The sequence below is a fragment of the Flavobacterium sp. FG19 genome, from assembly GCF_057809475.1.
The window spans coordinates 98,465-122,624 of record NZ_JBMDKA010000016.1 but is presented as its reverse complement, the minus strand read 5'-3'; the positions used below and the strand labels follow the sequence as shown (position 1 = coordinate 122,624).

Sequence of the window (24,160 nt, the reverse complement as noted above, 5' to 3'; positions counted from 1 at the left end):
ATCTGCAAAATCTACGTGAAATAAAATCATTTAAATCTTTATAATCTGTGGCATAAATATCGTTCTACTTTTCAAAGAAAAATTCGTGGAAATTCGTGTAATTTGTGGCAAACATTTTTTTCATACATTAGTACAATCAAAACCTTACAAAATATGTTTCAGAAAATTACTCTTACTGCCATTCTCATTACTCTTATTTCCTGCCAGAAAAAAGAATCTGTAGAAAAAGATAAAATCAAACTAGCCGACTGGCTTATCGGAAACTGGGAAAACAAATCGGCAGAAGGTCTTTTAACTGAAAACTGGGAAAAACTCAACGACAGTACTTTCAATGCTTCTTCTTATTTTATAAAAGGAAAAGATACTCTTCATTTTGAAACCATAGTACTGGCTCAAAAAGGGGAAACACTGACCTATTTTGCAACCGTAAAAGGTCAGGATGAAGAGAAAGCAGTAGCCTTTCCATCTACTACAGAATCAGACAAGCAGCTGGTTTTTGAAAACACCAAACACGATTATCCTCAAAAAATTACCTATACGCAAGGTGCCAATAATACCTTAACGGCAGAAATTTCAGGAAAACTGAATGGGAAGCCAAGTTCGGAGAAGTTTGTAATGACGAAGAAGTAATCAAAACATCAAAGTAATCATCTCCTAAAGCAAAGATAATTAGATGAAAATATATTCATCATTACAAATTGGCGATTACCATCAAAATAACTGTGAAGATCATTTGTTTGTTGGTGAATATGGTAAAAATAATATTGTTTGTGCTGTAATGGATGGCTGCACGACAGCTATGGAAAGTCAATTTGCTTCTTTGTTAGTTGGAAAAATCCTGAAAAAAATCTGCATAGAAAAAGGTTATAGAGAGTTTATCGAAAAAGACATCATACCCGGTACTCCTGAAGAAAACTTAAAGCACCTTTTAAAAGATTTATTAAACGAGCTTCGAATCATCAAAAATCAATTAATGATCGATGAAAAAGAACTGCTTACTACTCTCATACTTCTTTTATTTGACAAAGAGCAGGAAAAAGGGATTGTATTAGCAATTGGAGACGGTTTTGTCAATATAAACGGAAAAACAACTGAATTTGAACAAGATAACAAACCCGATTATATTGGTTTTCATCTCCTTGAAAATTTTGAAGATTTCTATAGTTCGCAAAAGCAAAAAATTGAATTTAATACCCTCGAAGATATAAGCATTGCAACTGACGGGATTTTTTCTTTTGAACAAGTAACAGCAAGTAAAGCAAAAGAAGAAATGGATGTGATTCCGTTTTTAACAGTAGATAGAGCAAATTCTGAAAAAGAGGATATGATTGCTATTAAACTAAAAAAGCTCGAAAATGAATTTGGCTTAAAACCTACTGATGATTTTGCGATAGTAAGAATAATGAAATAATCTAATATTGTTCTTGTGAAACTTCTGAATTGTTGTTGGATTAGTTTCAATGACTGTCAAAACACTACGATAGAATTAAGTTCTAAATAATTTTAAATCCCAAAAAGACTTTAAAAACTTAAAAATCAAATATTTATTTTATATTTGGTACAAATCAGTGTTTTTCAAAACAGTCGAATCATGAAACTAAGAAACATTTTATTTCCGACAGTAATCGCGCTGGCAGTTTTATCTTCCTGTAAAAAAGAAATCAAAACTGAAACTCCTGCAAAAGTATATTCCAAACTGGCAAAAGCGCAATGGTTTATTGGCGAATGGGGAAATAAATCTCCGGAAGGCGAACTTACAGAACGCTGGAAAAAGGAAAATGATTCGGTTTATCTGGGTGAATCCTATTTTGTGGTGGGTGAGGAAAAAGATACTGTATTTGCTGAACATGTTCGTTTGGAAGAAACTAACGGAAAACTATCTTATATTGTAACCGTCCCGGGACAAAATCAGGAATTACCCGTAAGTTTCGAAATGACCTCAGCTACCAATAATCAAATCGTTTTTGAAAATCCAAAACACGATTATCCTAACAAAATCATTTACAATCTTGTGGCAAAAGATTCATTAATTGCAGAAATCTCCGGTTTGAAAAAAGGCAGACCCAATACAGAAAAATTTGTGATGAAAAAACGATGATTTCAGATTAAAAAATGGTCTGTTCTTTAACAGATTAATCACGATAGCTATTGAGAGCTGCTACAATATATATGTTCCTTCAGGCTTTATAGATCTTCACATATTCACCTATCCTATCCAACGAATTGAAATCCGCTGCTGCAATATATGTCGTTCCTACAGACTTGATATATCCTCATATATTCACCTATTCAACGGATTGAAATCCGTTGCTACAATATCTGTTGTTCCTGCGGAACTTTAAAAAAACTACTCATTCTCCCCTATCTTATTCACCATAAAAATCATGAGTATACCCAAAAGTGCCATAATTAAAAAGGCCCATTTCATACTCAGATATTCAGAAATAAAACCTACCATTGGCGGCACCAATAAAAATCCAAGATAACCAATTGTCGAAATAGAAGTTAAGGCAGAACCACTGCTTAATTTTGAAGACCTTCCGGCAATACTAAACACTAACGGAACTACGCAGGAAACTCCAAATCCAATTAAAACGTACCCAAAAATGGTAGGATAAGCAAACGGCAGAATAAAACAGATTCCGAAACCCAGCGTTATTAAAATCCCGCTGTAAAGCAGAATTTTTTTAGTACCAAATTTCATTACCCCATAATCCCCAACCAAACGTCCTAAAGTTACTGCTGTTGCAAAAAATACAAAAGCCGCACTTGTAAGTTTGGGTGATGCTTTTAGAATATTTTCGAAATAAATCCCGCTCCAGTCGTACATTGTATTTTCGCAGGCCATAGACACAAAACAAATCAGGGCAAACTTAACGAGACTTTTTTCAGGCATCGAAAAAAACTTCTTTTTTACCGGTACTGGCTCATTGTGAATGCTCATGGGATAAAAACAAGCTGTCAGCGCCAGCATAAAAACACTTACTCCTAATAAATGATGAGAGGGTGCAATTTTCTGCGTCACCATTACATAACCCAAACCGGCTCCTGAGAAAACCGCAATACTCCACACGGCATGAAAACGCGTAATGATCGATTTGGGATATAGTTTCTGTACTTCAAGTGACTGGGCATTAATCGATAAATTGAAAATATTGCGCGAAGCTCCAAAAATTAAAAGTATTATAACCAGCTGCCAGACAAAAGCCGCCAGACCCGGTAAAGACAAAACAATATTAAACATTATGGCCCCCAGCAGCATAATATAACGGCTGCTGTACTTATTTAACAGCTTTCCTGTAAAAGGCATTGTAAGCATTAATCCTATTGGAAAAGCAAACAGCACGGCCCCAAACTGGGCTTCGGATAAATGCAGTTGTGCCTGTATGTGCGGAATTCTGGAAACCCAGGAAGAATAACCAAAACCTGAAAGGAAAAAAAATACAGTATTAGCTAATCGGTATCCGGCAGGAGTATGCTGCCATTTTTTTAAGAAAGGTAAAACCATTGAATTGTGTTGTTTTTCTAAGCGCAAAAATAACGCTTTTAAAAAGATATATTGTCCTTTTTACACTTTATTAAATAGTAACCCTTTTCTCTTTTACTACTGCTCAAAACAAAAGATTTTTCTCTCTTATTACACTGCAGCACCTTAAAAAGCAAATGAATCTCAATAATATTTGTTAACAAAACAATAATTTCTACATTTGCACTGTTTTTATTTATTCTAAATAAAATTCAATTACAAACCAATTTTAAAACCAATGAAATATTTTAATCTGAAAACATCACGTTTTCTATGTACACTTGTTTTTGTACTTTCGTTCTTAACTTCATTTGCCCAAAACAACGGAAAAATTAAAGGAACCATCACTACTTCAGATGGCGAACTGGCAGCCGGAGTCAATATTATTTTAAAAAACTCGAAATACTGGACCGTTTCGGATGAAAACGGAAATTTTGAATTCAACAGGGTAAAACCAAACACTTATACTTTACAGGTTTCCTTAGCAGGTTATGAAACTTCAGAAAGCGAAGTAATTGTAGCAGAAAGTGAAACATCAAATATCAATTTACAATTAAAAGTTTCCAACAAAGAATTGAAAGAAGTTGTGGTAAACGGTAAAAAAAGCATCCTGTCTAAAAAAACAGATTATGTTGCCAGAATGCCTTTAACCAATCTGGAAAATCCGCAGGTATACAGCGTAATCCAAAAAGAACTTTTGCTGCAGCAGGTTTCTGTCGATATTAAAAGTGCCGTTATGAATGCACCTGGAGTAGTATCGATCAGTTATCCTTCTGGTGGAGTTGGAATGATTTTCAGAGGGTTTTCTATTGGGGTAAATGCCCGAAACGGAATGGAAACGGTTTCTGGTCGTTCTTCTGTTGATCTTGGGAACGTAGAACGTATCGAAATCCTGAAAGGACCATCCGGAACTTTATTTGGTTCTTCAGTATCTTCTTTTGGAGGTGTTGTGAATCTTGTTACAAAAAAACCTTTTGAATCTACAGCAGCCGAAGTTTCTTATACAGCCGGAAGCTACAATTTAAACCGATTAACAGTTGATGTTAATACACCTCTAAATCAGGAAAAAACAGTTTTATTCAGAATCAACATGGGGGTTCACAGAGAAAAAAGCTTCCTGGATTATGGCTTCAACAATACCCTTCTTTTCGCTCCAAGCTTAACTTACAAGGCATCGGATAAACTTACTTTCAACTTCGATGCGGAGCTTTACAATGTAAACAACACCAGACGTACTTATAATACGTACGACGTAAACTCTGGAATAACAAATCCAAGCCAGCTTCAAATCGACTATAAAAAATCTATGTTCCATGATGATAATGATGCCAAATCAACAGCTACTAAATTCTTTGGACAGGCAGAATACCAAATATCTGAAAACTGGAAATCAACCACAGTATTTTCTTTTGTTGGCGAAGATGTAGAACGCAGTTACCAGAGTTATGCTGTATGGAGTTCTCCAACACAGGTAGCCAGAAGAGTGGGACTTTGGGGACCTATCTTTAACAACTATACCAATATTCAGGAGAACATTAACGGACAATTTGCCACCGGAAGTATCAAACATAAATTCCTTGCGGGTGTAAACTACAGAATTTATACTTCCAACTTCTCAGGCGGATCTACTTTTACGCTTGATAATATTGATGTGACAACTCCTTTTGCTCCTATCAGAAGAAAAGCTGTTGACGCTGGTCTTAACCTGACCACTTCTGCTGTTGCCGACCAAAAAACAATTAGTGCTTATGCCTGCGACGTAGTGAATTTTACAGATAAATTTTCGGCAATGTTAAGTTTACGTCTGGATAATTTTGAAAGAGCTAAAGTAGGAACGGTTGAAGGTTACAGCCAGACCGCACTTTCTCCTAAGTTTGGATTAGTATATGAATTTGTAAAAGATCAGGTTGCTGTATTTGCAAACTACATGAACGGTTTCCAAAATATGGCTCCTGTAACACAGCCAGATCAGACTTTATTAGTTTTGGATCCAATTTATGCTGTACAATATGAAGGAGGTTTAAAAGCAGAAACGTCTAATAAAAAATTAAGCGGTTCTGTGAGCTACTACAACATTACTATTGATAATGCGACAAGAGTTGATGCCGGATATACTATCCAGGATGGTAAACAGGTAAGTAAAGGGGTTGATTTTGAATTAATGGCAACTCCGGTTAACGGACTTAGCATTGTAAGCGGATATGCTTATAATGACAACCGAATTGTAAGAGCAACTGATGTTACTATTCAGGGAAAAAAAGCAACAAGCTCTCCTGAGAATGTCATAAACTTCTGGACTACTTATACTTTCCAGAACAAACTAAAAGGATTAGGTATTGGCGCAGGAGCCAACTATATCGACAAGAATTATTTTACAGCAAATAATTCAGTTTATATGCCTTCTTATACTGTGTATAATGCGACTGTGTATTATGAAAAACCAACCTGGAGATTAGGTTTAAAGTTTAATAATATTACAAACGAAAAATACTGGGATTTCTGGGGTTCATCGATGGCACCGGCTAATTTGTTAGCTAACCTGACCATAAAATTCTAAGACTTAAAAACAATTAAACTGACGCCTCAATTTTATAAATTGAGGCGCTTTTAATTAGAACAATCAGAACTGCTTATGACTTTTAAAAAACTCATTCTTAAAATTCACTTATGGCTTGGGTTAGCTTCAGGCTTAATTGTGGTTATCCTGGGTATTACGGGCTGCCTGTATTCTTTTGAAGAAGAACTACGTCCTGTTGTTCATGATTATTACCACGTAGATCAGGTCAGGGAAAAAAAACTGCCTGTCAGCCAGCTGATCGAAATTGCTAAAAAAGCCAACAAAAACCCAAAAGAGTCTATTTCGGGATGCCGAATAATTAATGATGATGACCGCACCGTAATTGTGTGGTTTTATGAAGAATTAGATCCGGATGCTTTTTGGTACTGGAACCAGTACCAAAGTACTTATCTCTACATAGATCCTTATAGCGGGGTGGTTAAAAAACAGGAAAATGTTAATTTTGAATTTTTTGTTTTTGTCCGTATGCTGCATCAAACGCTTTGTCTCAACAGTAAAATTGGTGATCCAATTACAGGAACAGCGACCATCATCTTTATTATTTCCTTAATTACCGGACTTATTCTCTGGTGGCCCAAAAACAAACAGGCCGCTAAACAGCGTTTTTGGTTTCAATGGAAAAACAGTACCAAATGGAAACGTAAAAACTACGATTTACACAATATACTGGGGTTCTATTCGATGCTTTTTGCTTTGCTGATTGCTCTGACAGGTTTGGTTTGGGCATTTCAATCTTATGATAAAGGAGTTCAATGGTTATTTAACGGCGGAAAAACATTTAAAAGAGAAAAGGTCGTTTCAGACACTACACAATACACCAAAAATAAACCGTTTGATAAAGTGTATGCCTCCATAAAAAAATCGCATCCCGAGGCAAAAAGTTATTATTTGTTTCTGCCAAAAGAGAATGATTCACTTGCCACTTACAATACCTTTATCAGGTACAAAAGCCGTTTTGATGATACCTCAGCAGATTACGACCAGTATACGGCAAAACTTCTCCGCACTATAAAGTATAAAGACAAAAGCGGCGGAGAGAAATTCCGTTTTATAAATTATGATCTTCATGTAGGCAGTATTCTCGGATTTCCGGGTAAAGTCCTGGCTTTTTTTGCCAGTCTTATCTGTGCCAGTCTTCCCGTTACAGGATTTCTGATCTGGTGGGGACGAAATAACAAAAAAAAGAGATAAACTGTTTATTTATCAGCCCTCAGCTTTTGTTAAAGAAATTATAATTTCTACATTTGGGCTGTTTTTATTTGTTCTAAATAATAAACATTTCCCAAAAAAAAAAGAAACTCTATGAATTATTCTAATCCCCGCTTTAATCAGATCCTTACCAAAATCTGTTTACTGCTTCTCTTCAGCTGTCCTGTCTTTGCCCAGCAAAACACAGGTAAAATTAAAGGAGTAATAACGACATCAGACGGTGAACCGGCCGTTGGTGTAAATATTATCCTTAAAAATTCAAAATACGGTACCATTACTAACGAAGATGGCGCTTTTGAATTTAACCGTATAAAACCAAACCTTTATACTTTAGAAGTTTCACTGACCGGGTATGAAACACTCGAAAGACAGGTAACGGTTACCGCCGATAAAGTTACACCCCTTACTTTACAGCTGACCGTTTCCAATAAACAGTTAAAAGAAGTAGTGGTTAACGGTAACAGAGGAAAAGCTTTTCCGAAGCAGAGCAATTATGTTTCGAAAATGCCGCTTAAAAACATCGAAAACCCGCAGGTTTACAACATAGTTTCTTCTGAATTGATGAAAGAACAGGCAATTACCAATTATGAAGACGCTTTGAAAAATGTACCGGGAATTCAGAAATTATGGGAATCTACCGGACGCGGAGGCGATGGCGGTTCGTATTACTCGCTTCGCGGGTTTGAGGTTCAGGCCAATATTGTAAACGGTTTACCAGGACTTACCAGCGGTACACTGGATCCTGCCAATATCGAACGTATCGAAGTTATAAAAGGCCCGTCGGGAACTTTATTCGGGAGCAGTCTGGTTAGTTACGGCGGACTTATTAATACCATTACTAAAAAACCTTACAGTGGTTTTGGAGGCGAGGTTTCTTACCTTACAGGAAGCTTTGGTTTAAACAGGGCTGCAGTAGATCTTAATACTCCGCTGGACCATAATAACGATGTTTTGTTTAGAATTAATTCCTCTTTTCAAACGGAGAACAGTTTTCAGGATGCCGGTTTCAGGACTTCTTATTTTATAGCTCCTTCCCTGTCTTATAAAGTAAACGAAAGACTGTCTTTTTTAGTTAACACCGAGTTTATGCAGGAAGAAAAAACAACACCGTCTATGTTGTTTTTAGGACGAGATGCCCCGCTGCAATTTGCCAATCTGGATGAACTGAATTACAATACCAATTTATCATTCTACAGCAATAACCTGCCAATCAAAAATCCGCGATTTAATTTGCAGGCACATATGAATTATAAAATTTCTTCTAAATGGACTTCTCAAACGGTATTTTCGAGAGGGACATCCAAATCAAAAGGCTACTACTCTTACATTTATGATAATGAAGACGGAAACGGGGATTTTGGTTTATGGATTACCAACGAAAATTCGCAGACAGCTACTACAGATATCCAGCAGAATTTTATTGCCGATGTTAAAATCGGCCCCATGAGAAATCGTTTAATTGCCGGTTTAGATTATTTTAAAAGAGATGTAACTTTCAGAGGTACCGGTTATGCCAAAATTTATAACCTTACACCACAGGGCGAAATCAGACAATTTGATGACCTTAATCCAAATTACCTTACCACAGCCTCTGTTGAGAATTTACTTGCGGCAGAACCCGGACCGGATTATCAGTCAAAAGATGCCACTTACAGCGCTTATGTTTCAGATGTACTGAATATATTTCCAACTTTTATGGTCATGGCCAGTTTAAGGGTTGATTATTTTGATACCGAAGGAAACGTTAAAACAGATGACGATAATTACAACCAGACCGCTTTATCACCAAAATTTGGAATAGTGTATCAGCCTGTTAAAGATCAATTAGCTGTTTTTGCCAATTATATGAACGGATTTAAAAATATCGCTCCAGCAGCAATATACGACAATGACGGAAATTTTGTGGGTTCCCAGACTTTCAAACCGGAACACGCTGATCAGTTAGAGGCAGGAATAAAAGCCGATTTGTTTTCAGATAAAGTAACAGCTACTTTGAGCTACTATGATATCAATGTGGCTAATTTAGTAACCAGCAACCCAATGTATAGTGCGCAGGGCGGTAAAGCAAAAAGCAGAGGTTTTGAAATGGATCTGAACGCAGCCCCTCTAAAAGGCTTAAGTATTATTGCCGGGTACAGCTATAACTACAGTAAAATCACCAAAGGAGATGAAAATAATGTCTGGTTAGATCAGGGGAAAAGACCTTTTTGGGCCGGTCCTAAAAATTTGGTAAATCTTTGGGCATCCTATAAGTTTGATGAAGGTATCTTAAGAAATTTCGGATTAGGCTTTGGAGGTAACTATGCCAGCGATAATGCTATTTTAGACAGCGCTGTGACCGGAAAATTTATCCTGCCGGAATATACCGTTTTAAACGGATCAGTATTCTACAACGGATCCAGATTCCGTATAGCCGTAAATGTAAACAATATTGGAAATAAAGATTACTATAACGGAGGCTGGTCTACTGTAAATCCGCAGAAACCCAGAAATGCCGTAGCCAGTTTTGCTTATAAATTTTAAGAATACAAAAAAGGAACTAACGTAAAAAATTAGTTCCTTTTAATTTTTTAATTTACTGGGTAAATATCCCAGAGTCTTTTTAAAAGCCACCGTAAAATGATGCGGGTTCTTATACCCGAGTTCCTGCGAAACCAGGCAGACCGGCATATCTTTTTCCAGAATAAGATGTTTGGCATATTCCATACGCACCTGTGTGAGGTAATTAAAAACAGTAGTATTAAAAACCTGTTTAAAATATTTCTTAATTTTAAAATTGTTCAGTCCTACCTGTGCTGCCAGACTTGCCAGTGTATGTTTTTCTGTAAACTGTGTTTTTAGAATATTTTCTACCGCCAGAATTTTCAAATAATCGCAGGCACTTAATTCTACATTCGCCTTCGTATTTTCTTCTTCATTAATAATCGTAAACAAATACGAAAGAATCTCGACCACTTTTGATTCCAAAAAAGCTTTTTTAATGGCTCCGGAATAGGAACACTGCAGTATATCTTCGATTAAAAGATTCAGTTTAGGAGAAATACTCCTGCTCTTTTCCCACATTATATATTCGGTGCGGTTCATTAATGCCTGAGCCAGTAACGGGATCGTCGCACTTAAATCCGGATAAAAAAGCTGCTGCAGATATGCTTCTGTAAAAGTAATTTCAAGCGTTCTTCTTCTTTTCGTTTTATAATGTAAAACTCCTTTAATTTTGGGAAAATAAAACAAATTGTAATGTCCCTGAGGTATATAAATACCGCTTTCAGCAGCATTTTCCGGACAGTATTCATTATCACCTTCCATTTCAATATGAAGCTTTACAAATGAAAAATCATGTTCGACTTCAATCGAATACAAACCGTTTTCGATCGTAATATCACGGGCTACCAAATGAATTCCGTCCAGCATGATATCCGTAATAACACCTTTGATCCCCTTATGATCGTAATTGATTTTTTTCTCGATAAGATCTTCTTTATTAAAACGGATCGGGTCGTTTACCACGACCGTTTCATTTTTAAAGATGTCACTTCTCATCACTGTTTTCATTCCTGAAATAAATTGTATCTCCGGCTTATTAAATGTATTTTATTCACTTATAACTCACTCGTTATAAGACCATTCAAAAAATACCTTTTGCGTTTATAATAATCCTTATTGCGTTTATGGTGCTTCTGCCAACACACTACTTTTGCCGTAAAATTACCAATTTATAACTAATCTAAATAAACACAGAATGTTTTTTATTCAAACCAATCTACGAAAAATGTTAAACACGCCTGTTTATGCGGTATTCCTATGCTGCTTTTTATTTACCAATGCTTTTGCACAGCAAAATACAGGCTCTATAAAAGGAACCGTAATAACCTCCGACGACCAAAATGCCGGATCGGTAACTATCGCAATTCCTGAATTAAAAAAATCAGCCCTGACCGACGAGAACGGGGTTTTCATGCTGCATAAAATCCCTTCAGGGACCTATCAGATTGCAATCAATATGATGGGACATACGCCATTACAGCAGCAGGTTACTGTAACGGCAAATGAAACCACAAACGTATCGTTTCAGTTAGAATCTTCCTTAAAAGAACTTCAGGAAGTGGTGGTGGTTTCGGGAGCTAAAAAATTCGCCGAGAAGAAAAGTGAATATGTCGCCCGTTTACCTATTAGTAATCTTGAAAACCCACAGGTTTATACCGTTGTTCCTAAAGAACTTTTTCAGGAACAGATTGCTGTAGATTTCAGAAGCGCCCTGACTACGGCTCCGGGATTAAGCAATGTAACCCAGAGTGTAGGCTCAGGAGGAGTGGGGTTAAGTTTAAGAATGAGAGGATTCAGCGGAGCTTCGGCTGCCGGATCTATCCGTAACGGAATGAGCACCAACTGGGTAACTATGAGCGATCCTGTAAATTTAGAAAGCATAGAAGTAATTAAAGGACCTTCGGCTACTTTATTTGGCTCTACCTTAACCACTTACGGAGGACTTGTAAACAGGGTCACTAAAAAACCTTTTGAAACAACTAAAGGAGAAGTAAGTTATACCACCGGAAGCTGGGCACTGAGCCGGACTACTATTGATTACAATACTCCTATTGACGAAGACAAAACGATGCTTTTCAGAATCAATGCTGCTTTGGACAACCAGAAAACATGGCAGGATTTTGGCAAAAGCCGCACTTTTGTAATAGCACCTTCCTTTACTTATCTGGTAAATGACAGGCTGACTTTTGATATCGATGTTGAAATGTACAACGGAAGCCGTAACTCAACCTACATAGGGCTCGGAAATTTAAACGTTGCCGCTTCTCCTTATAAGAGCTATGATGACTTTGGTTTTGATTTTAAAAAATCATACACCACAGATGATTTGCAGTCTGAAGCCAAAACTACTAATATTTTTGCCAGAGCTACTTACAAATTGTCAGATCAGTGGGTTTCTCAGACTAACTTTTCTAACGCCTTTACAAATAATAAAGCCAATTACCTGTTTTTATTAATCAACAACAATCCTGATGCTGCGGCACTGCCTCTTTTACAACGTCGTCTGATGAATGTTAACAGCGTTTTTAAAACAAGCCAGATTCAGCAGAATTTTATTGGAAACTTTACTATTGGAAGCTTAAAAAATCGTCTGCTTATAGGACTTGACTATACTTATCTGAGCACTAACGACAACAGATGGATGGTTAATTCTTATGATGCCGCAGCCGGAAATCCGCTTACACCAATAAACGGAGATGCCCCATTTATCAATATGGAAAAATACCATCAGCTTATTGCTGATATGGACGAGCCATGGGTAGTAAACAACAGGGATTTAAGAACTACAAGTGTCTATGCTTCTGATGTTATCAATTTTACCGATAAATTAATCGGGATGGTCAGTGCCCGTTTTGATCACTATGAGGATAGAATTGAGAAATACAATCAAAATGCGCTTTCTCCAAAAATGGGACTAATTTATCAAATTGTAAAAGGCAGAGTATCGGTTTTTGGTAATTATATGAACGGGTTCACAAACGTCGGGCCTTCTGAAACCGACCAGAGCCCAACTGTAAAAGTTGATTTTAAACTGGAACAGGCCAATCAGTTAGAAGGAGGTGTAAAAGTGGAATTACTGGGCGGAAAACTAAACGGAACTTTGAGTTATTATGACATAAAAGTGAAAGACAAAGTACGTTACACCAACACTTTTCCTGTACAGGACGGAACCCAGAGCAGTAAAGGTTTTGAAGCCGATTTAATTGCCAATCCGTTTAGAGGTTTCCATGTAATTATGGGGTATGGCTATAATGAAAGTGAATATACCTCAGGTGAAATGGAAGGAAATACACCTTATGGTGCTCCAAAAAATGTGGCCAACCTTTGGTTAAGCTATAAAATATTAGACGGAAAAATTAAAGGTCTTGGTTTTGGTTTTGGCGGAAACTCACAAAGTGACAGTTTCGCCAACGATGAAAATACCTTTACCATAAATGGATATACAGTTATGGATGCCACTGTTTTTTATGAAAAACAAAAATTCAGGATTGGTTTAAAATTAAACAATATTGCCAATAAAGAATACTGGACCTCTGACTACTGGGCGAACATGATGCCAACGAGACAATTAGTAGCCAACGTGACCCTGAAATTTTAATTCTTTTTTAATTAGTTACAACCAGGCCGGCTATCCTTGATGATGTCTGCCTGGTTTTTACCGTTTTTATAGTATGACCCAGAATCCAATTAGAAAAAAGGAAAAGAAAACCAAAAGCAAATGGAGCCGGCTTAATCACTGGCTGCATTTATGGCTTGGACTTACTTCCGGTCTCATTGTTTTTATTGTTTCCCTTACCGGAGTGCTCTTTATTTTTTGCGATAATATTATTGACGGACTGGCTTATCATTCATGGTATGTCCCTGAAGTAAAAGAAAAAAGATTAACTCCTGAAGAAATCCTGATTTCGTTTAAAAAACAGCTTCCGGACCGGAAAGCCAGTTATTTTATCACCTATAGAAATCCGGAAAGAACTATTAAACTGGCTTCTTCGACCAAAGACCGTGATTTACAGTTTTCATGGATTGATCCCTACACCGGAAAAGTAATGGTTTCGGGAAAAGCATACGATTTCTTCTATGTGGTTGCCCACATTCACAGCGGTCATATTCCGTTTGGGAAAACCGGAAATACCATAGTAGAAGTTTCGGTCTGGATATTTTTAATCGAACTCATCACCGGACTTATTTTATGGTGGCCTAAAAAATGGAATCGTTCTACAAGGACTCAGAGCTTTACCATTAAAAGAAACGCTTCTTTTAAACGCCTGAATTACGATTTGCATAACGTTCCCGGTTTTTATAATCTGATGCCGGCCCTTATGATTACAATTACGGGTTTAATCATTGTGAACAAAACATTAAACTCAGCAACTCATAAAATATTTGGAGGTATTCCAAAAGCCTATGCCGAAATCAGGGATATAAAACCGGAATATGACAGTACCCGGACTTTTGCACCATTACATCCTGTTATCCAAAATTTATTTGCCAAAAATACAACTGCAGAACAGGTAAAGTTGTCTGTAGCTTCTAAAGACAGTATCACGACTATTTATGCCGTGGCAGCCAGAGATATTGGACTAAAAGGAGTTCAGGACGGAAAAACCTTTGCTATAAACCGTTATACAGGCCAGGAAATGGAAATTCCTGTAAAAGTTTTAAACGGCCTGCATATAGACGATACGACAATGAACCTGCATATTGGTTTCTGGGCCGGGTGGCTGGGCAAAACCCTGACTCTGATTATTGGCCTGATATGCATGTTTCTTCCCGTTACCGGATTCTTAATCTGGTACGGACGCCGTAATAAAACAAAAAAAACTAAATCTGTTTAAAATGAAAAAGATTCTTTTACTACTGTTTTTAAGCTGGTTTGTCCAGCTGTCAGCACAGGACAGTATTACCATCGGAAGCAGGCATCGTATTTTTTCGAAAGCTTTAAATGAAGAGCGTAATTTCTGGGTGTACCTGCCGCCGGATTATAACAGCACAAAGTTTGCGCCGGCCCAATATCCGGTAGTTTATTTATTAGATGCCGAGAGTAATTTTCATTCCTTTACCGGACTGGCACAATCGCTCGCAAAAGGTCCTTATGCCATGATTCCACAAATGATTGTGGTAGGAATTACCAATACCAACCGGACACGTGATCTCACTCCTACCGAGGCCAATCGTCAGGCCTTTTTTGACCCGAAGAAAAAAATGTTCAACCAAAGCGGTGGAAATCCTAATTTCATAACATTTTTAGAAAAAGAACTCCGCCCTTATATCGATTCCCATTACAGGACTTCGGGCTACAACATTTTAAACGGACATTCTTTTGGAGGATTAACAGCCACAAATGTCCTTTTAAACTATACGAATCTTTTTAATTCGTATATCATTATAGATCCCAGCCTTTGGTGGGACAATGAAATAATGATCCAAAAAGCCGATTCGCTTTTTAATACCAAAGATTTTAAAAAGCGTACTATTTATATTGCCATGGCCAACAAAATCAGTATTCCTCAGGACACCACAACAGATATGGCAAGAGCCATCCGCAAATTTGAAAAGTTATTAAAAGAAAAGAAGCCTAAAAACCTGCGATGGGACTTTAAATTTTATGAAAATGAAGATCACGGCACCATCCCCATTCCGTCAGAATACGATGGACTGCGTTTCATTTTTAAATCACATCTCGTTCAGGTTAAACAGGCAGTTCTGGATCCTTCATTGGTCGGGAAACAGTACGCTCAACTTTCTGAAGAAACCGGGTTTACTTTTGTCCCTTCAGAAAGTTATCTCGACTGGATGGGCAATTACTCTCTGGATATCGGCCGTACCGACCAGGCCATTGTGTTTTTTAAATGGGCCGAAAAATATTATCCTAAAAGTAAAAATGCAGCTCTTAGTTTAGAAAAAGCTTACGAGAGAAAGAAAAACCCGAAAACAGCTGATGAAACCCGAAACTAAACCGGGCTTTAATCCAATATTGCTTTTTCAATCATCAATCATCTGATTTTTTTGTTTTATTTTTTTTGGGCAGCCCTGCTGTATTGCGCAGCAGGGCTTTCACAAAGATACTATTACCTTATTTTTTGCTCTTATTATTAATAATTATTCTAAATAAGTATTGTTTACCTCATATTAAACCTTACATTTGTAACTGCAAAATAATAACCAATGAGTTAAAAATCCGGAGCACCGGCAAAGGATTTTTTTAATACTAATTTTAAATCACATTATCATGAAATCAAAAACTTTTAAATTAATAACTTTTGCTTTTTTAATGCTTTTTGCAGCACCTCAGTTGTTTGCTCATGCCCTTTGGATTGAAACTAAAGCAACTGGTACAAAAGGAAAAGCCCAGGAAATTTCAATTTACTTTGGAGAATACTCAGACAATGATATTACAAAAGCAGACAAATGGTTTTCTGATTTAAAAGATTTTTCACTGGTATTGATTTCTCCTTCCAAAAAAGAAACAAAACTTACTACAAAAGCTTTAGATAATAAATACCAGGCTTTCTTTACTCCGGATGAAGACGGGGTTTATACAATTGCCATGCACCATAAAGTAAAGGATGTTTACGGCACTATGGTTTTAGACTATAACTCAAGTGCAACGGTAGTAGTAGGAAACAAAGCAGCCGGTAATCTGGCTTCTGCGAATACTAACATCATTAGTGTTTTTACTGAAAATGCAGATGTTTTGAAAAAGAATGCGCCAATTACCGTTTCGGCTTTATACGAAGGTGCTATTGCAAAATCGCAAAAAATTAAAGTTATCGCTCCAAATGGCTGGGAAAAAGAACTATGGTCTAATGACAAAGGGGAAGTTTCTTTTACACCAATCTGGCCAGGAAACTACATGGTTGAGTTTGCTTACACTGAAAAAGCTTCAGGAGACCATAACGGAAAAAAATACGATGAAATCTGGAAAATGGCTACTTACTTAATTACAGTTAAATAATTTTCGAAACTGTTCTTTTTAGATTTTATCTTATAATTAAACCTTGTTCAGCCGGACAAGGTTTTTTGTTTTTTAATACTAAATTAAATTCTAAAACACAAAATCTTAAGCAAATCTTAAGGCAAAACTAATACACTTTTAAGTAAGAAAACCTCTTCATAATTTTATGTTAAGCTATCCCTGTATCTATATTTGCATTCAGTAATTTTTATTGAATCTAAATAAATACCAATGAAATATAATCTATTATTTGCTTTAGGATTATTCAGTTTTGCCTCCTATGGACAAAATTATTCGGGCAATGAATCAGGTGCAGCTGTTACCGATACTGTTAAAAATAAAAAAGGAGAAATCTTAAATGAAGTTGTCGTAACGAAAAACAAAGAACCAAAACCGGTAACCGCAGTCCGTTCAGGTTTAAAACCAATGGATAATCCGCAGTCCATACAAGTTATTGGTGCAGAAGTTATCGAACAGCAGCAGGCAATCCGCTTAAGCGAAGTTCTTAAAAATGCCAACGGGGTGTATGTGGGTTCTGCACGTGGAGGCGCTCAGGAATCTTTTTTCTCCAGAGGTTACGATATGTCGGCCAATAATATGTTTAAAAACGGATTCCGTTACAATGCAGGATCAATTCCCGATGTTTCCGGTTTAGATAAGGTTGAATTTCTAAAAGGAGGTTCTGCCCTGTTGTTTGGAAACGTTGCTCCGGGAGGAATTCTTAACCTTGTTACTAAAACGCCTCAATTTAAAACTGGCGGAGAAATATCAATGCAAACAGGTAGTTTTTCTTATTACAAACCTGCTTTTGATTTTTATGGAGGCCTTACTAAATCAATTGCTTTTAGAATTAATGGCTCGTATGAAAATTCAGAGAGCTTTAGAGATGTCGTAAAAAATGAACGTTTATATGTAAATCCGTCTTTACTTTTTGTAGTAAGCCCAAAAACACAGATTACGCTTCAGGGAGATTATCTGACTGCTGACTGGACTCCGGATTTTGGAACAGGAATTATCGGGACCAGAATTCTTGATCTGCCGCGAAATACTTTTTACGGATCTCTATGGTCAAACGGAAATACTAAATCAGCCAGTGCTTCCGCATTAGTAAACCACGATTTTAACAAAAACTGGAAGCTCAATTTCAATAGTTCTTACCAAAATTACAACAGAACTTCAAAATCAACCGCACAACTATCTTCAGTAAAAGACAATGGAGAGTGGACCAGACCATTGGTTCAAAATCAAAACTTAGAACAAATACTGGGAGATCAGTTGAGTCTTCAGGGAAATTTTAGTACCGGATCTGTAAAACACCAGATCTTTACGGGTGCCGATTGGGAAAATTCGTTTGCAACGGCTTATACTTTTGCATTTAACCCGGCAAACTACGATACTATCAACCTTTTCAGCTTTGATCCGTCAACACAGAAAAATGATATTCCGGATGCCCGAACCACTCAGATAGTCAAAACAGAAACTAACCGTTTTGGAGTTTATTTTCAGGACCTTATTTCAGTGACCGAAAAATTTAAAGTCTTAGCCGGTATACGCTGGTCATGGCAGGAAGCTGAAGTGACCACTTATAAAGAAATCTCTGATGCAGGAGTACAAACATTGAGCCCTGAAGATGCTGTTCCGGTAATTACGCCAAAACGTTTGGACAATGCTTTTTCGCCAAAATTGGGATTGATATACCAGCCGAGAGAAGACATTTCGGTGTTTGGAAGTTATTCTACTTCTTTTACTCCTAACACAGGAACTACTGCTGATTTAAAACCAATCGAACCTTCTATTATTGACCAGTACGAAGCCGGTGTTAAAACTGATTTTCTGGAAGGGGCATTAAGTACCAATGTGACGGTTTACCAAATTGTAAACACCAATCTGGCCCAGACAGCTGAATTTAAAGCCGACGGAAGTTTAAATACTGATACAAGTATTAAAGTGTTAAGCGGGGAAACTAAAAGTAAAGGAATTGAAGTTGACATTACTGCCAGACCTATTGAAGGTTTAAATATTACTGCCGGTTACAGCTATAATGATATGCGTTACACTAAAACATCTGGTTTAAACGGAAGTTTTATCGAAGGAGACCGTTTGGTAAGAACTCCTGCTAATACAGCTAACTTAAGTTTCTTTTATACAGTACCGGAAGGTTTCTTTAAAGGAGTATCTATAGGTGCCATAGGAAATTATATTGGAGACCGTTTAGGCGGATGGAACGATCAGTACAGTAATGACCCTAAATATCCTGATGGTATTTACCACAGAGAAATTCCAATAAAAGGTTATACCACAATCGATGCTTCGGCCGGTTATACCTGGAGAAAAATCTCTATTTTGTGTAAACTATCCAACATTACCAATGAATTAAATTATACCGTTCACGAAAATTACAGCGTAAACCCAATAGCGCCGCGTCAGGTTATGACCAGTTTACGTTATAAATTCTAAAATATTTGAATTAGCGTTTTTTCTGAAAATCAGAAATAAATGTTTTCGGAAAATTCAAACCTCATCTGTAAAAGGTGAGGTTTTTTATTTGGGTTCAAAATGTCCCCTATTTATAATTACTTTTGCCGTTGTATACTATTTTAAATTTAAACTCCGAATATGTCAGATGCTGCCAAAAACCAATTAAAGAAAACATTAGGTCTCAGTTTTAATATTGCCGTATTAATTGGCGGAACAATTGGAGTTGGAATTCTAAGAACACCAGGAACTATTGCAGAAATGCTGCACCATTACTGGCTTATTCTGGCATCATGGCTTTTTGGCGGTTTGTATGTTTTACTGGGAGCCAATTCGTATTCAGAATTAGCAACCATGCTGCCAAAAGCCGGCGGATCCTATAATTATATTAAAAGGGCTTTTGGTGACTATGCGGGCTTCCTGTCGGGTTGGTACGATTATATTGTCAATGCTATTCCGCCAGCTTTTTACTGTATTGTGATTAGTGAATATACTATTATTTTATTTCCAGAATTGGCTAATTATTCTACGGTAATGTCAATTTCGTTACTCATTGCTTTTGTTTTACTACACTTAAGCGGTGTAAAAAACGGAAGTGTGATTCAGCAGATTACCAGTCTATTAAAAGTTATCTGCTTTGTCGCTTTAGTTATTGCCTGTTTTACGTATACCGGAGTCGAAGTTCCAAAAATCAAAACAGACAATTCCATCTTTCAAATCGGGCTTTTATTTGGCTTTTTTAAATCATTACAATTAATAATTGGAACTTACAACGGCTGGAACGCTGTTTGCTTTTTTGCTGAAGAAAATGATGATCCAGGCAAAAACATTCCGAAATCATTGTACAGCGGTGTTTTGCTTGTCGTGGCTATTTATGTTTTGGTAAATGCAGCCTTTTTTCATGTTTTACCAATTGAAACATTGGCTAAATCAAATCTTGCTGCAGCCGATGTTGCCAAAATTATTTTTGGAGACAGCGGAGCAAAAATCGTAACCGTAATTTCTATTTTTTCTTTAATCAGTATTTTAAATGCCTTTATGATGATTCCGCCAAGGATTCTTTACGGATTGAGCCGTGACGGATTTTTTATCAAACAAGGAACACAAGTCAATAAAGGCGGAACTCCTATTGTTGCTCTTTTGGTTTCTTCTCTTTTCAGTTTGTTTTTAATCTGTATAGGTTCATTTGAAGTCTTGTTTTCTTTTGCTGCTTTTATCTCTATAATCGTTTGGGGACTGGCCTATTACTCTCTTTTAAAACTAAGAACTACTGAACCAGATTTGCCAAGACCTTATCGTTCTTTTTGGTATCCGTGGACAACAATAATAGCAATCATTTTTTCCATAGCAATACTTGCAGGATTTATTTACAGTGATCCAAAAAGCTTTATTATCATTGTTGCGATTACAATTGTTTCTTATCCTTTGTTTTGGGCTTTGAAGAAGAAATAGCCACGAATTCACGAATTTTATTTTCAAAAAAATCATGTTCTTAAAAACAACAAACCCGACAGGTTTTAAAAACCTGTCGGGTTTAATATAAAATTAATAGAAAACTATATTGCTTATTTCAATCCAGCCAAACTCTGCTCGATTGTAGCAATTTTTGCCAAAGCATCAGCTTGTTTTTGTTTCTCTAAATTAAGCACTTTTTCAGGTGCTCCGTTTACGAATTTCTCGTTTGAAAGCTTGGCTTCTACTGATTTCAGGAATCCTTTTGTATAATTTAATTCTTCTGTCAGTTTTGCGATTTCAGCTTCAACATCAATGTTTCCAGTAATCGGAATGAAATATTCATTTGATTTTACACGGAAAGACAATGCACCGTCTACTTTTTCAGAAACATATTCGAAAGCTGAAACGTTTCCAAGTTTAGTGATAATTGAATCAAAATAAGTTGAAACATTTTCGCTATTGATTCCTTTTAATTCGATGGCATCTTTAAACGGAATATTTTTGTCTTTTCTGATCGTTCTGATTCCGGAAATTACTTCAATTGAGTTTTCAAAATCGCTAATTAATTTAGCATCAAATGGTTTTACTTCCGGCCAGGTTGAAACAATTAAAGCTTCTTCTGGAGTTCTTTCAGCAATTAATTGCCAGATTTCTTCCGTCAGGAAAGGCATAAATGGATGCAATAACTTCAAGTTGTTTTCTAACATTTCGATCGCTTTCGCAAAAGTTACACTGTCAATTGGCTGTTGGTAAGCTGGTTTGATCATTTCTAAGAACCAAGAACAGAAATCATCCCACACCAATTTATAAATCGCCATTAATGAATCTGAAATTCTGTATTTCTCAAAATTATCTTCAATATCAACTAAAGTCTGCTGTAATTTAGCTTCATACCACTCGACTGCCACTTTTGATGATTCTGGCTGTGCAATAGTTTCTGAAACTTCCCAACCTTTAATCAATTTGAAAGCATTCCAAATTTTGTTTGAGAACGCTTTTCCCTGAAGGCATAATTCCTCATCAAACATGATATCGTTTCCTGCAGAAGCACTTAAAAGCAATCCTACACGAACTCCATCTGCACCAAATTTTTCAATTAAATCTAAAGGATCAGGAGAGTTTCCTAATGATTTAGACATTTTACGGCGCTGTTTATCACGAACCAAGCCTGTTAAATATACGTTTGTAAATGGTTTATCATCAGCATATTCATAACCTGCGATAATCATTCTTGCCACCCAGAAAAATAAAATATCCGGGCCTGTTACCAAATCATTTGTTGGATAATAATATTTGAAATCCGGGCTTTCAGGATCCATGATACCGCCAAAAACAGACATTGGCCATAACCAAGATGAGAACCATGTGTCTAACGCATCAACATCTTGTTTAAGGTTGTCGGTTGTTAGTTGTTGGTTGTTGGTTTTTTCTTTTGCTAAAGCTAAAGCATCTTCGATATTTTCAGCCACTACAAAATCTTCTTTTCCATCTCCGTAATAATATGCTGGGATTTGTTGTCCCCACCATAACTGACGTGAGATGTTCCAGTCACGAATATTGTTTAACCAATGCGCATAAGTGTTTTCAAAACGTTTTGGATGTAACTTAATATCTCCCGTTTCCAAAACCGATTTAATGGCCGGTTTCACTAATTCTTCCATTTTCAGGAACCACTGGTCTGACAATCTTGGTTCAATAACCGCTTTGGTTCTTTCAGAAGTTCCCACTTTATTTAAATGGATTTCTGTTTTTGCCAAAGCTCCAATTTCTTCCAGTTCTTTTGCAATTTCAGTACGAACCACAAAACGGTCTTTTCCCTGAAAATGTAATCCAAAGCTGTTTAAAGTAGCATCCTCATTAAAAATATCAACGATTTCAAGATTGTGTTTTTCACCAAGAGTTTTATCGTTCATATCATGCGCAGGCGTTACTTTCAAACATCCTGTTCCAAATTCAATGTCTACATATTCATCTTCAATAATTGGAATCACTCTTCCGCAGATTGGAACGATAGCTTTTTTACCTTTTAAATGGGTAAAACGCTCATCGTTTGGATTGATACAGATAGCAGTATCTCCAAAAATAGTTTCCGGACGTGTTGTGGCAATGGTCAAAAATTCCTCAGTTCCTTCAATCTTATATTTCAAGAAAAATAATTTTCCCTGTTGTTCTTCGTAATTAACTTCTTCGTCAGACAAAGTAGTTTTGGCTTCCGGATCCCAGTTTACCATACGGTATCCTCTGTAAATTAATCCTTTGTTATACAAATCAACAAATGATTTAATTACAGATGCCGACATATCCGGATCCATTGTAAATTTGGTTCTTTCCCAATCGCAGGAAGCTCCCAGTTTTTTAAGCTGTTCCAGAATGGTTCCGCCATATTTATCGGTCCATTCCCAGGCGTGCTTTAGGAATTCTTCACGGGTCAAATCGTTTTTATTAATCCCTTCCGCCTTTAACTTAGCCACTACTTTGGCTTCGGTAGCAATAGAAGCGTGGTCTGTTCCCGGAACCCAGCAGGCATTAAAACCTTTAAGACGGGCTCTTCTGATTAAAACATCCTGAATAGTGTTGTTCAGCATATGTCCCATATGAAGGACACCAGTGACGTTTGGAGGCGGAATTACAATAGTATACGGCGTTCTATGATCAGGTTCTGAATGAAAATAGTTGTTTTTCATCCAGTAATCGTACCATTTGTTCTCAATCGTCTTAGCGTCAAATTGTGCTGGAATTGTCATTTATATATGTTTAATCGTTTATTTGTTTAACCGTATAATCGGTTTTGATTATTGCATTTCAAATTGAATTGTCTTTTTTTGTTTTCTGCCTTAAAAGCATCATCTACAAATCAATCGAAACGATTAAGCAAATAAACGATTAAAAAGTTAAACAAAAAACTGGTTCAATTTTTGTAATTATAATCGACAGCAAAAGTAAATAATTAAGTACACTATAAAAAATGAATTAATAATTTGTGTGTTAATTAAAACAATGTATATTTACTTACAACTTAAAAACAATTTCAGATGAAAAATGCAGCCTCATTTATTGCGGTCCTATTGTTTAGTATAATAGGTTATGCACAAAATGGACCAAAAATTGAATTTACAGCCCCGGATAATACAATTGATTATGGTAAAATTTCGAAAACTGATAATGGAGTACGCTCCTTTGAGTTTACTAACACCGGAGATGCTCCTCTTTTAATTATTGGTGCCGAGTCTACTGTTAGTTCTATAGTTGTTACCAAACCTGCCGCCGCTGTTATGCCGGGCAAAAAAGGTAAAATTGATGTGAAATACAACATGGCAAACGGTCCTATTCGTAAAACCATTACAGTTGAAACCAATGCTGTCAATTATCCTGATGGTCGTGTCGCCCTTAAAATCAAAGGAGAAGTTTTGTAAAAAAT

At 36.6% G+C, this 24,160-nt stretch carries 16 protein-coding genes; 13 read left to right on the top strand and 3 right to left on the bottom strand.

Annotation, left to right across the window (positions count from 1 at the left end):
* Positions 1-153 precede the first annotated feature (153 nt).
* The 3 genes from ACODST_RS16715 to ACODST_RS16705 all read left to right on the top strand — a co-directional run bounded on the left by ACODST_RS16715 (position 154) and on the right by ACODST_RS16705 (position 2,098).
* Positions 154-630 carry a DUF6265 family protein gene (locus ACODST_RS16715; RefSeq protein WP_488933245.1) on the top strand — a complete coding sequence of 159 codons (477 nt, stop codon included), beginning with the start codon at positions 154-156 and terminating at the stop codon, positions 628-630.
* 43 nt (positions 631-673) lie between these two features.
* Positions 674-1,411: a protein phosphatase 2C domain-containing protein gene (locus ACODST_RS16710; RefSeq protein WP_488933244.1), complete on the top strand. Its 738-nt coding sequence runs from the start codon at positions 674-676 to the stop codon at positions 1,409-1,411.
* Positions 1,412-1,591: 180 nt separating this feature from the next.
* Positions 1,592-2,098: a DUF6265 family protein gene (locus ACODST_RS16705; RefSeq protein WP_488933243.1), complete on the top strand. Its 507-nt coding sequence runs from the start codon at positions 1,592-1,594 to the stop codon at positions 2,096-2,098.
* Between the two features lie 249 nt (positions 2,099-2,347).
* On the opposite strand, the gene ACODST_RS16700 is transcribed toward ACODST_RS16705, so the two are convergent.
* Positions 2,348-3,508, bottom strand: a complete 1,161-nt coding sequence (locus tag ACODST_RS16700; RefSeq protein ID WP_488933242.1) for an MFS transporter — start codon at positions 3,506-3,508, stop codon at positions 2,348-2,350.
* A gap of 256 nt (positions 3,509-3,764) precedes the next feature.
* Between ACODST_RS16700 and ACODST_RS16695 the strand changes: the two genes are divergently transcribed.
* The 3 genes from ACODST_RS16695 to ACODST_RS16685 all read left to right on the top strand — a co-directional run bounded on the left by ACODST_RS16695 (position 3,765) and on the right by ACODST_RS16685 (position 9,836).
* Positions 3,765-6,083: a TonB-dependent siderophore receptor gene (locus ACODST_RS16695; RefSeq protein WP_488933241.1), complete on the top strand. Its 2,319-nt coding sequence runs from the start codon at positions 3,765-3,767 to the stop codon at positions 6,081-6,083.
* Between the two features lie 75 nt (positions 6,084-6,158).
* Positions 6,159-7,295: a PepSY-associated TM helix domain-containing protein gene (locus tag ACODST_RS16690; RefSeq protein ID WP_488933240.1), complete on the top strand. Its 1,137-nt coding sequence runs from the start codon at positions 6,159-6,161 to the stop codon at positions 7,293-7,295.
* Positions 7,296-7,406: 111 nt separating this feature from the next.
* The gene (locus tag ACODST_RS16685) at positions 7,407-9,836 is read left to right on the top strand and encodes a TonB-dependent siderophore receptor (protein ID WP_488933239.1); all 2,430 of its coding nucleotides are present in this window, start codon (positions 7,407-7,409) and stop codon (positions 9,834-9,836) included.
* A 39-nt stretch (positions 9,837-9,875) separates the two neighbouring features.
* On the opposite strand, the gene ACODST_RS16680 is transcribed toward ACODST_RS16685, so the two are convergent.
* Positions 9,876-10,865: a helix-turn-helix domain-containing protein gene (locus ACODST_RS16680; protein WP_488933238.1), complete on the bottom strand. Its 990-nt coding sequence runs from the start codon at positions 10,863-10,865 to the stop codon at positions 9,876-9,878.
* 187 nt (positions 10,866-11,052) lie between these two features.
* On the opposite strand from ACODST_RS16680, the gene ACODST_RS16675 reads away from it, so the two are divergent.
* The 6 genes from ACODST_RS16675 (at position 11,053) to ACODST_RS16650 (ending at position 20,739) form a co-directional block, all read left to right on the top strand.
* Positions 11,053-13,455: a TonB-dependent siderophore receptor gene (locus tag ACODST_RS16675; protein WP_488933237.1), complete on the top strand. Its 2,403-nt coding sequence runs from the start codon at positions 11,053-11,055 to the stop codon at positions 13,453-13,455.
* Positions 13,456-13,528: 73 nt separating this feature from the next.
* The gene (locus ACODST_RS16670; RefSeq protein ID WP_488933236.1) at positions 13,529-14,692 is read left to right on the top strand and encodes a PepSY-associated TM helix domain-containing protein; all 1,164 of its coding nucleotides are present in this window, start codon (positions 13,529-13,531) and stop codon (positions 14,690-14,692) included.
* Between the two features lies 1 nt (position 14,693).
* Positions 14,694-15,812: an alpha/beta hydrolase gene (locus tag ACODST_RS16665; protein WP_488933235.1), complete on the top strand. Its 1,119-nt coding sequence runs from the start codon at positions 14,694-14,696 to the stop codon at positions 15,810-15,812.
* A 274-nt stretch (positions 15,813-16,086) separates the two neighbouring features.
* Entirely contained in the window at positions 16,087-16,812 is a 726-nt protein-coding gene (locus tag ACODST_RS16660; protein ID WP_488933234.1) for a DUF4198 domain-containing protein, read from the top strand.
* Positions 16,813-17,043: 231 nt separating this feature from the next.
* The gene (locus tag ACODST_RS16655) at positions 17,044-19,269 is read left to right on the top strand and encodes a TonB-dependent siderophore receptor (protein ID WP_488933233.1); all 2,226 of its coding nucleotides are present in this window, start codon (positions 17,044-17,046) and stop codon (positions 19,267-19,269) included.
* A 159-nt stretch (positions 19,270-19,428) separates the two neighbouring features.
* A complete protein-coding gene (locus ACODST_RS16650) occupies positions 19,429-20,739 on the top strand; it encodes an APC family permease (RefSeq protein WP_488933232.1) in 1,311 nt (436 codons plus the stop codon).
* Positions 20,740-20,852: 113 nt separating this feature from the next.
* On the opposite strand, the gene ACODST_RS16645 is transcribed toward ACODST_RS16650, so the two are convergent.
* The gene (locus tag ACODST_RS16645; RefSeq protein ID WP_488933231.1) at positions 20,853-23,486 is read right to left on the bottom strand and encodes a valine--tRNA ligase; all 2,634 of its coding nucleotides are present in this window, start codon (positions 23,484-23,486) and stop codon (positions 20,853-20,855) included.
* Between the two features lie 288 nt (positions 23,487-23,774).
* Between ACODST_RS16645 and ACODST_RS16640 the strand changes: the two genes are divergently transcribed.
* A complete protein-coding gene (locus tag ACODST_RS16640) occupies positions 23,775-24,155 on the top strand; it encodes a DUF1573 domain-containing protein (protein WP_488933230.1) in 381 nt (126 codons plus the stop codon).
* Positions 24,156-24,160: the final 5 nt, after the last annotated feature.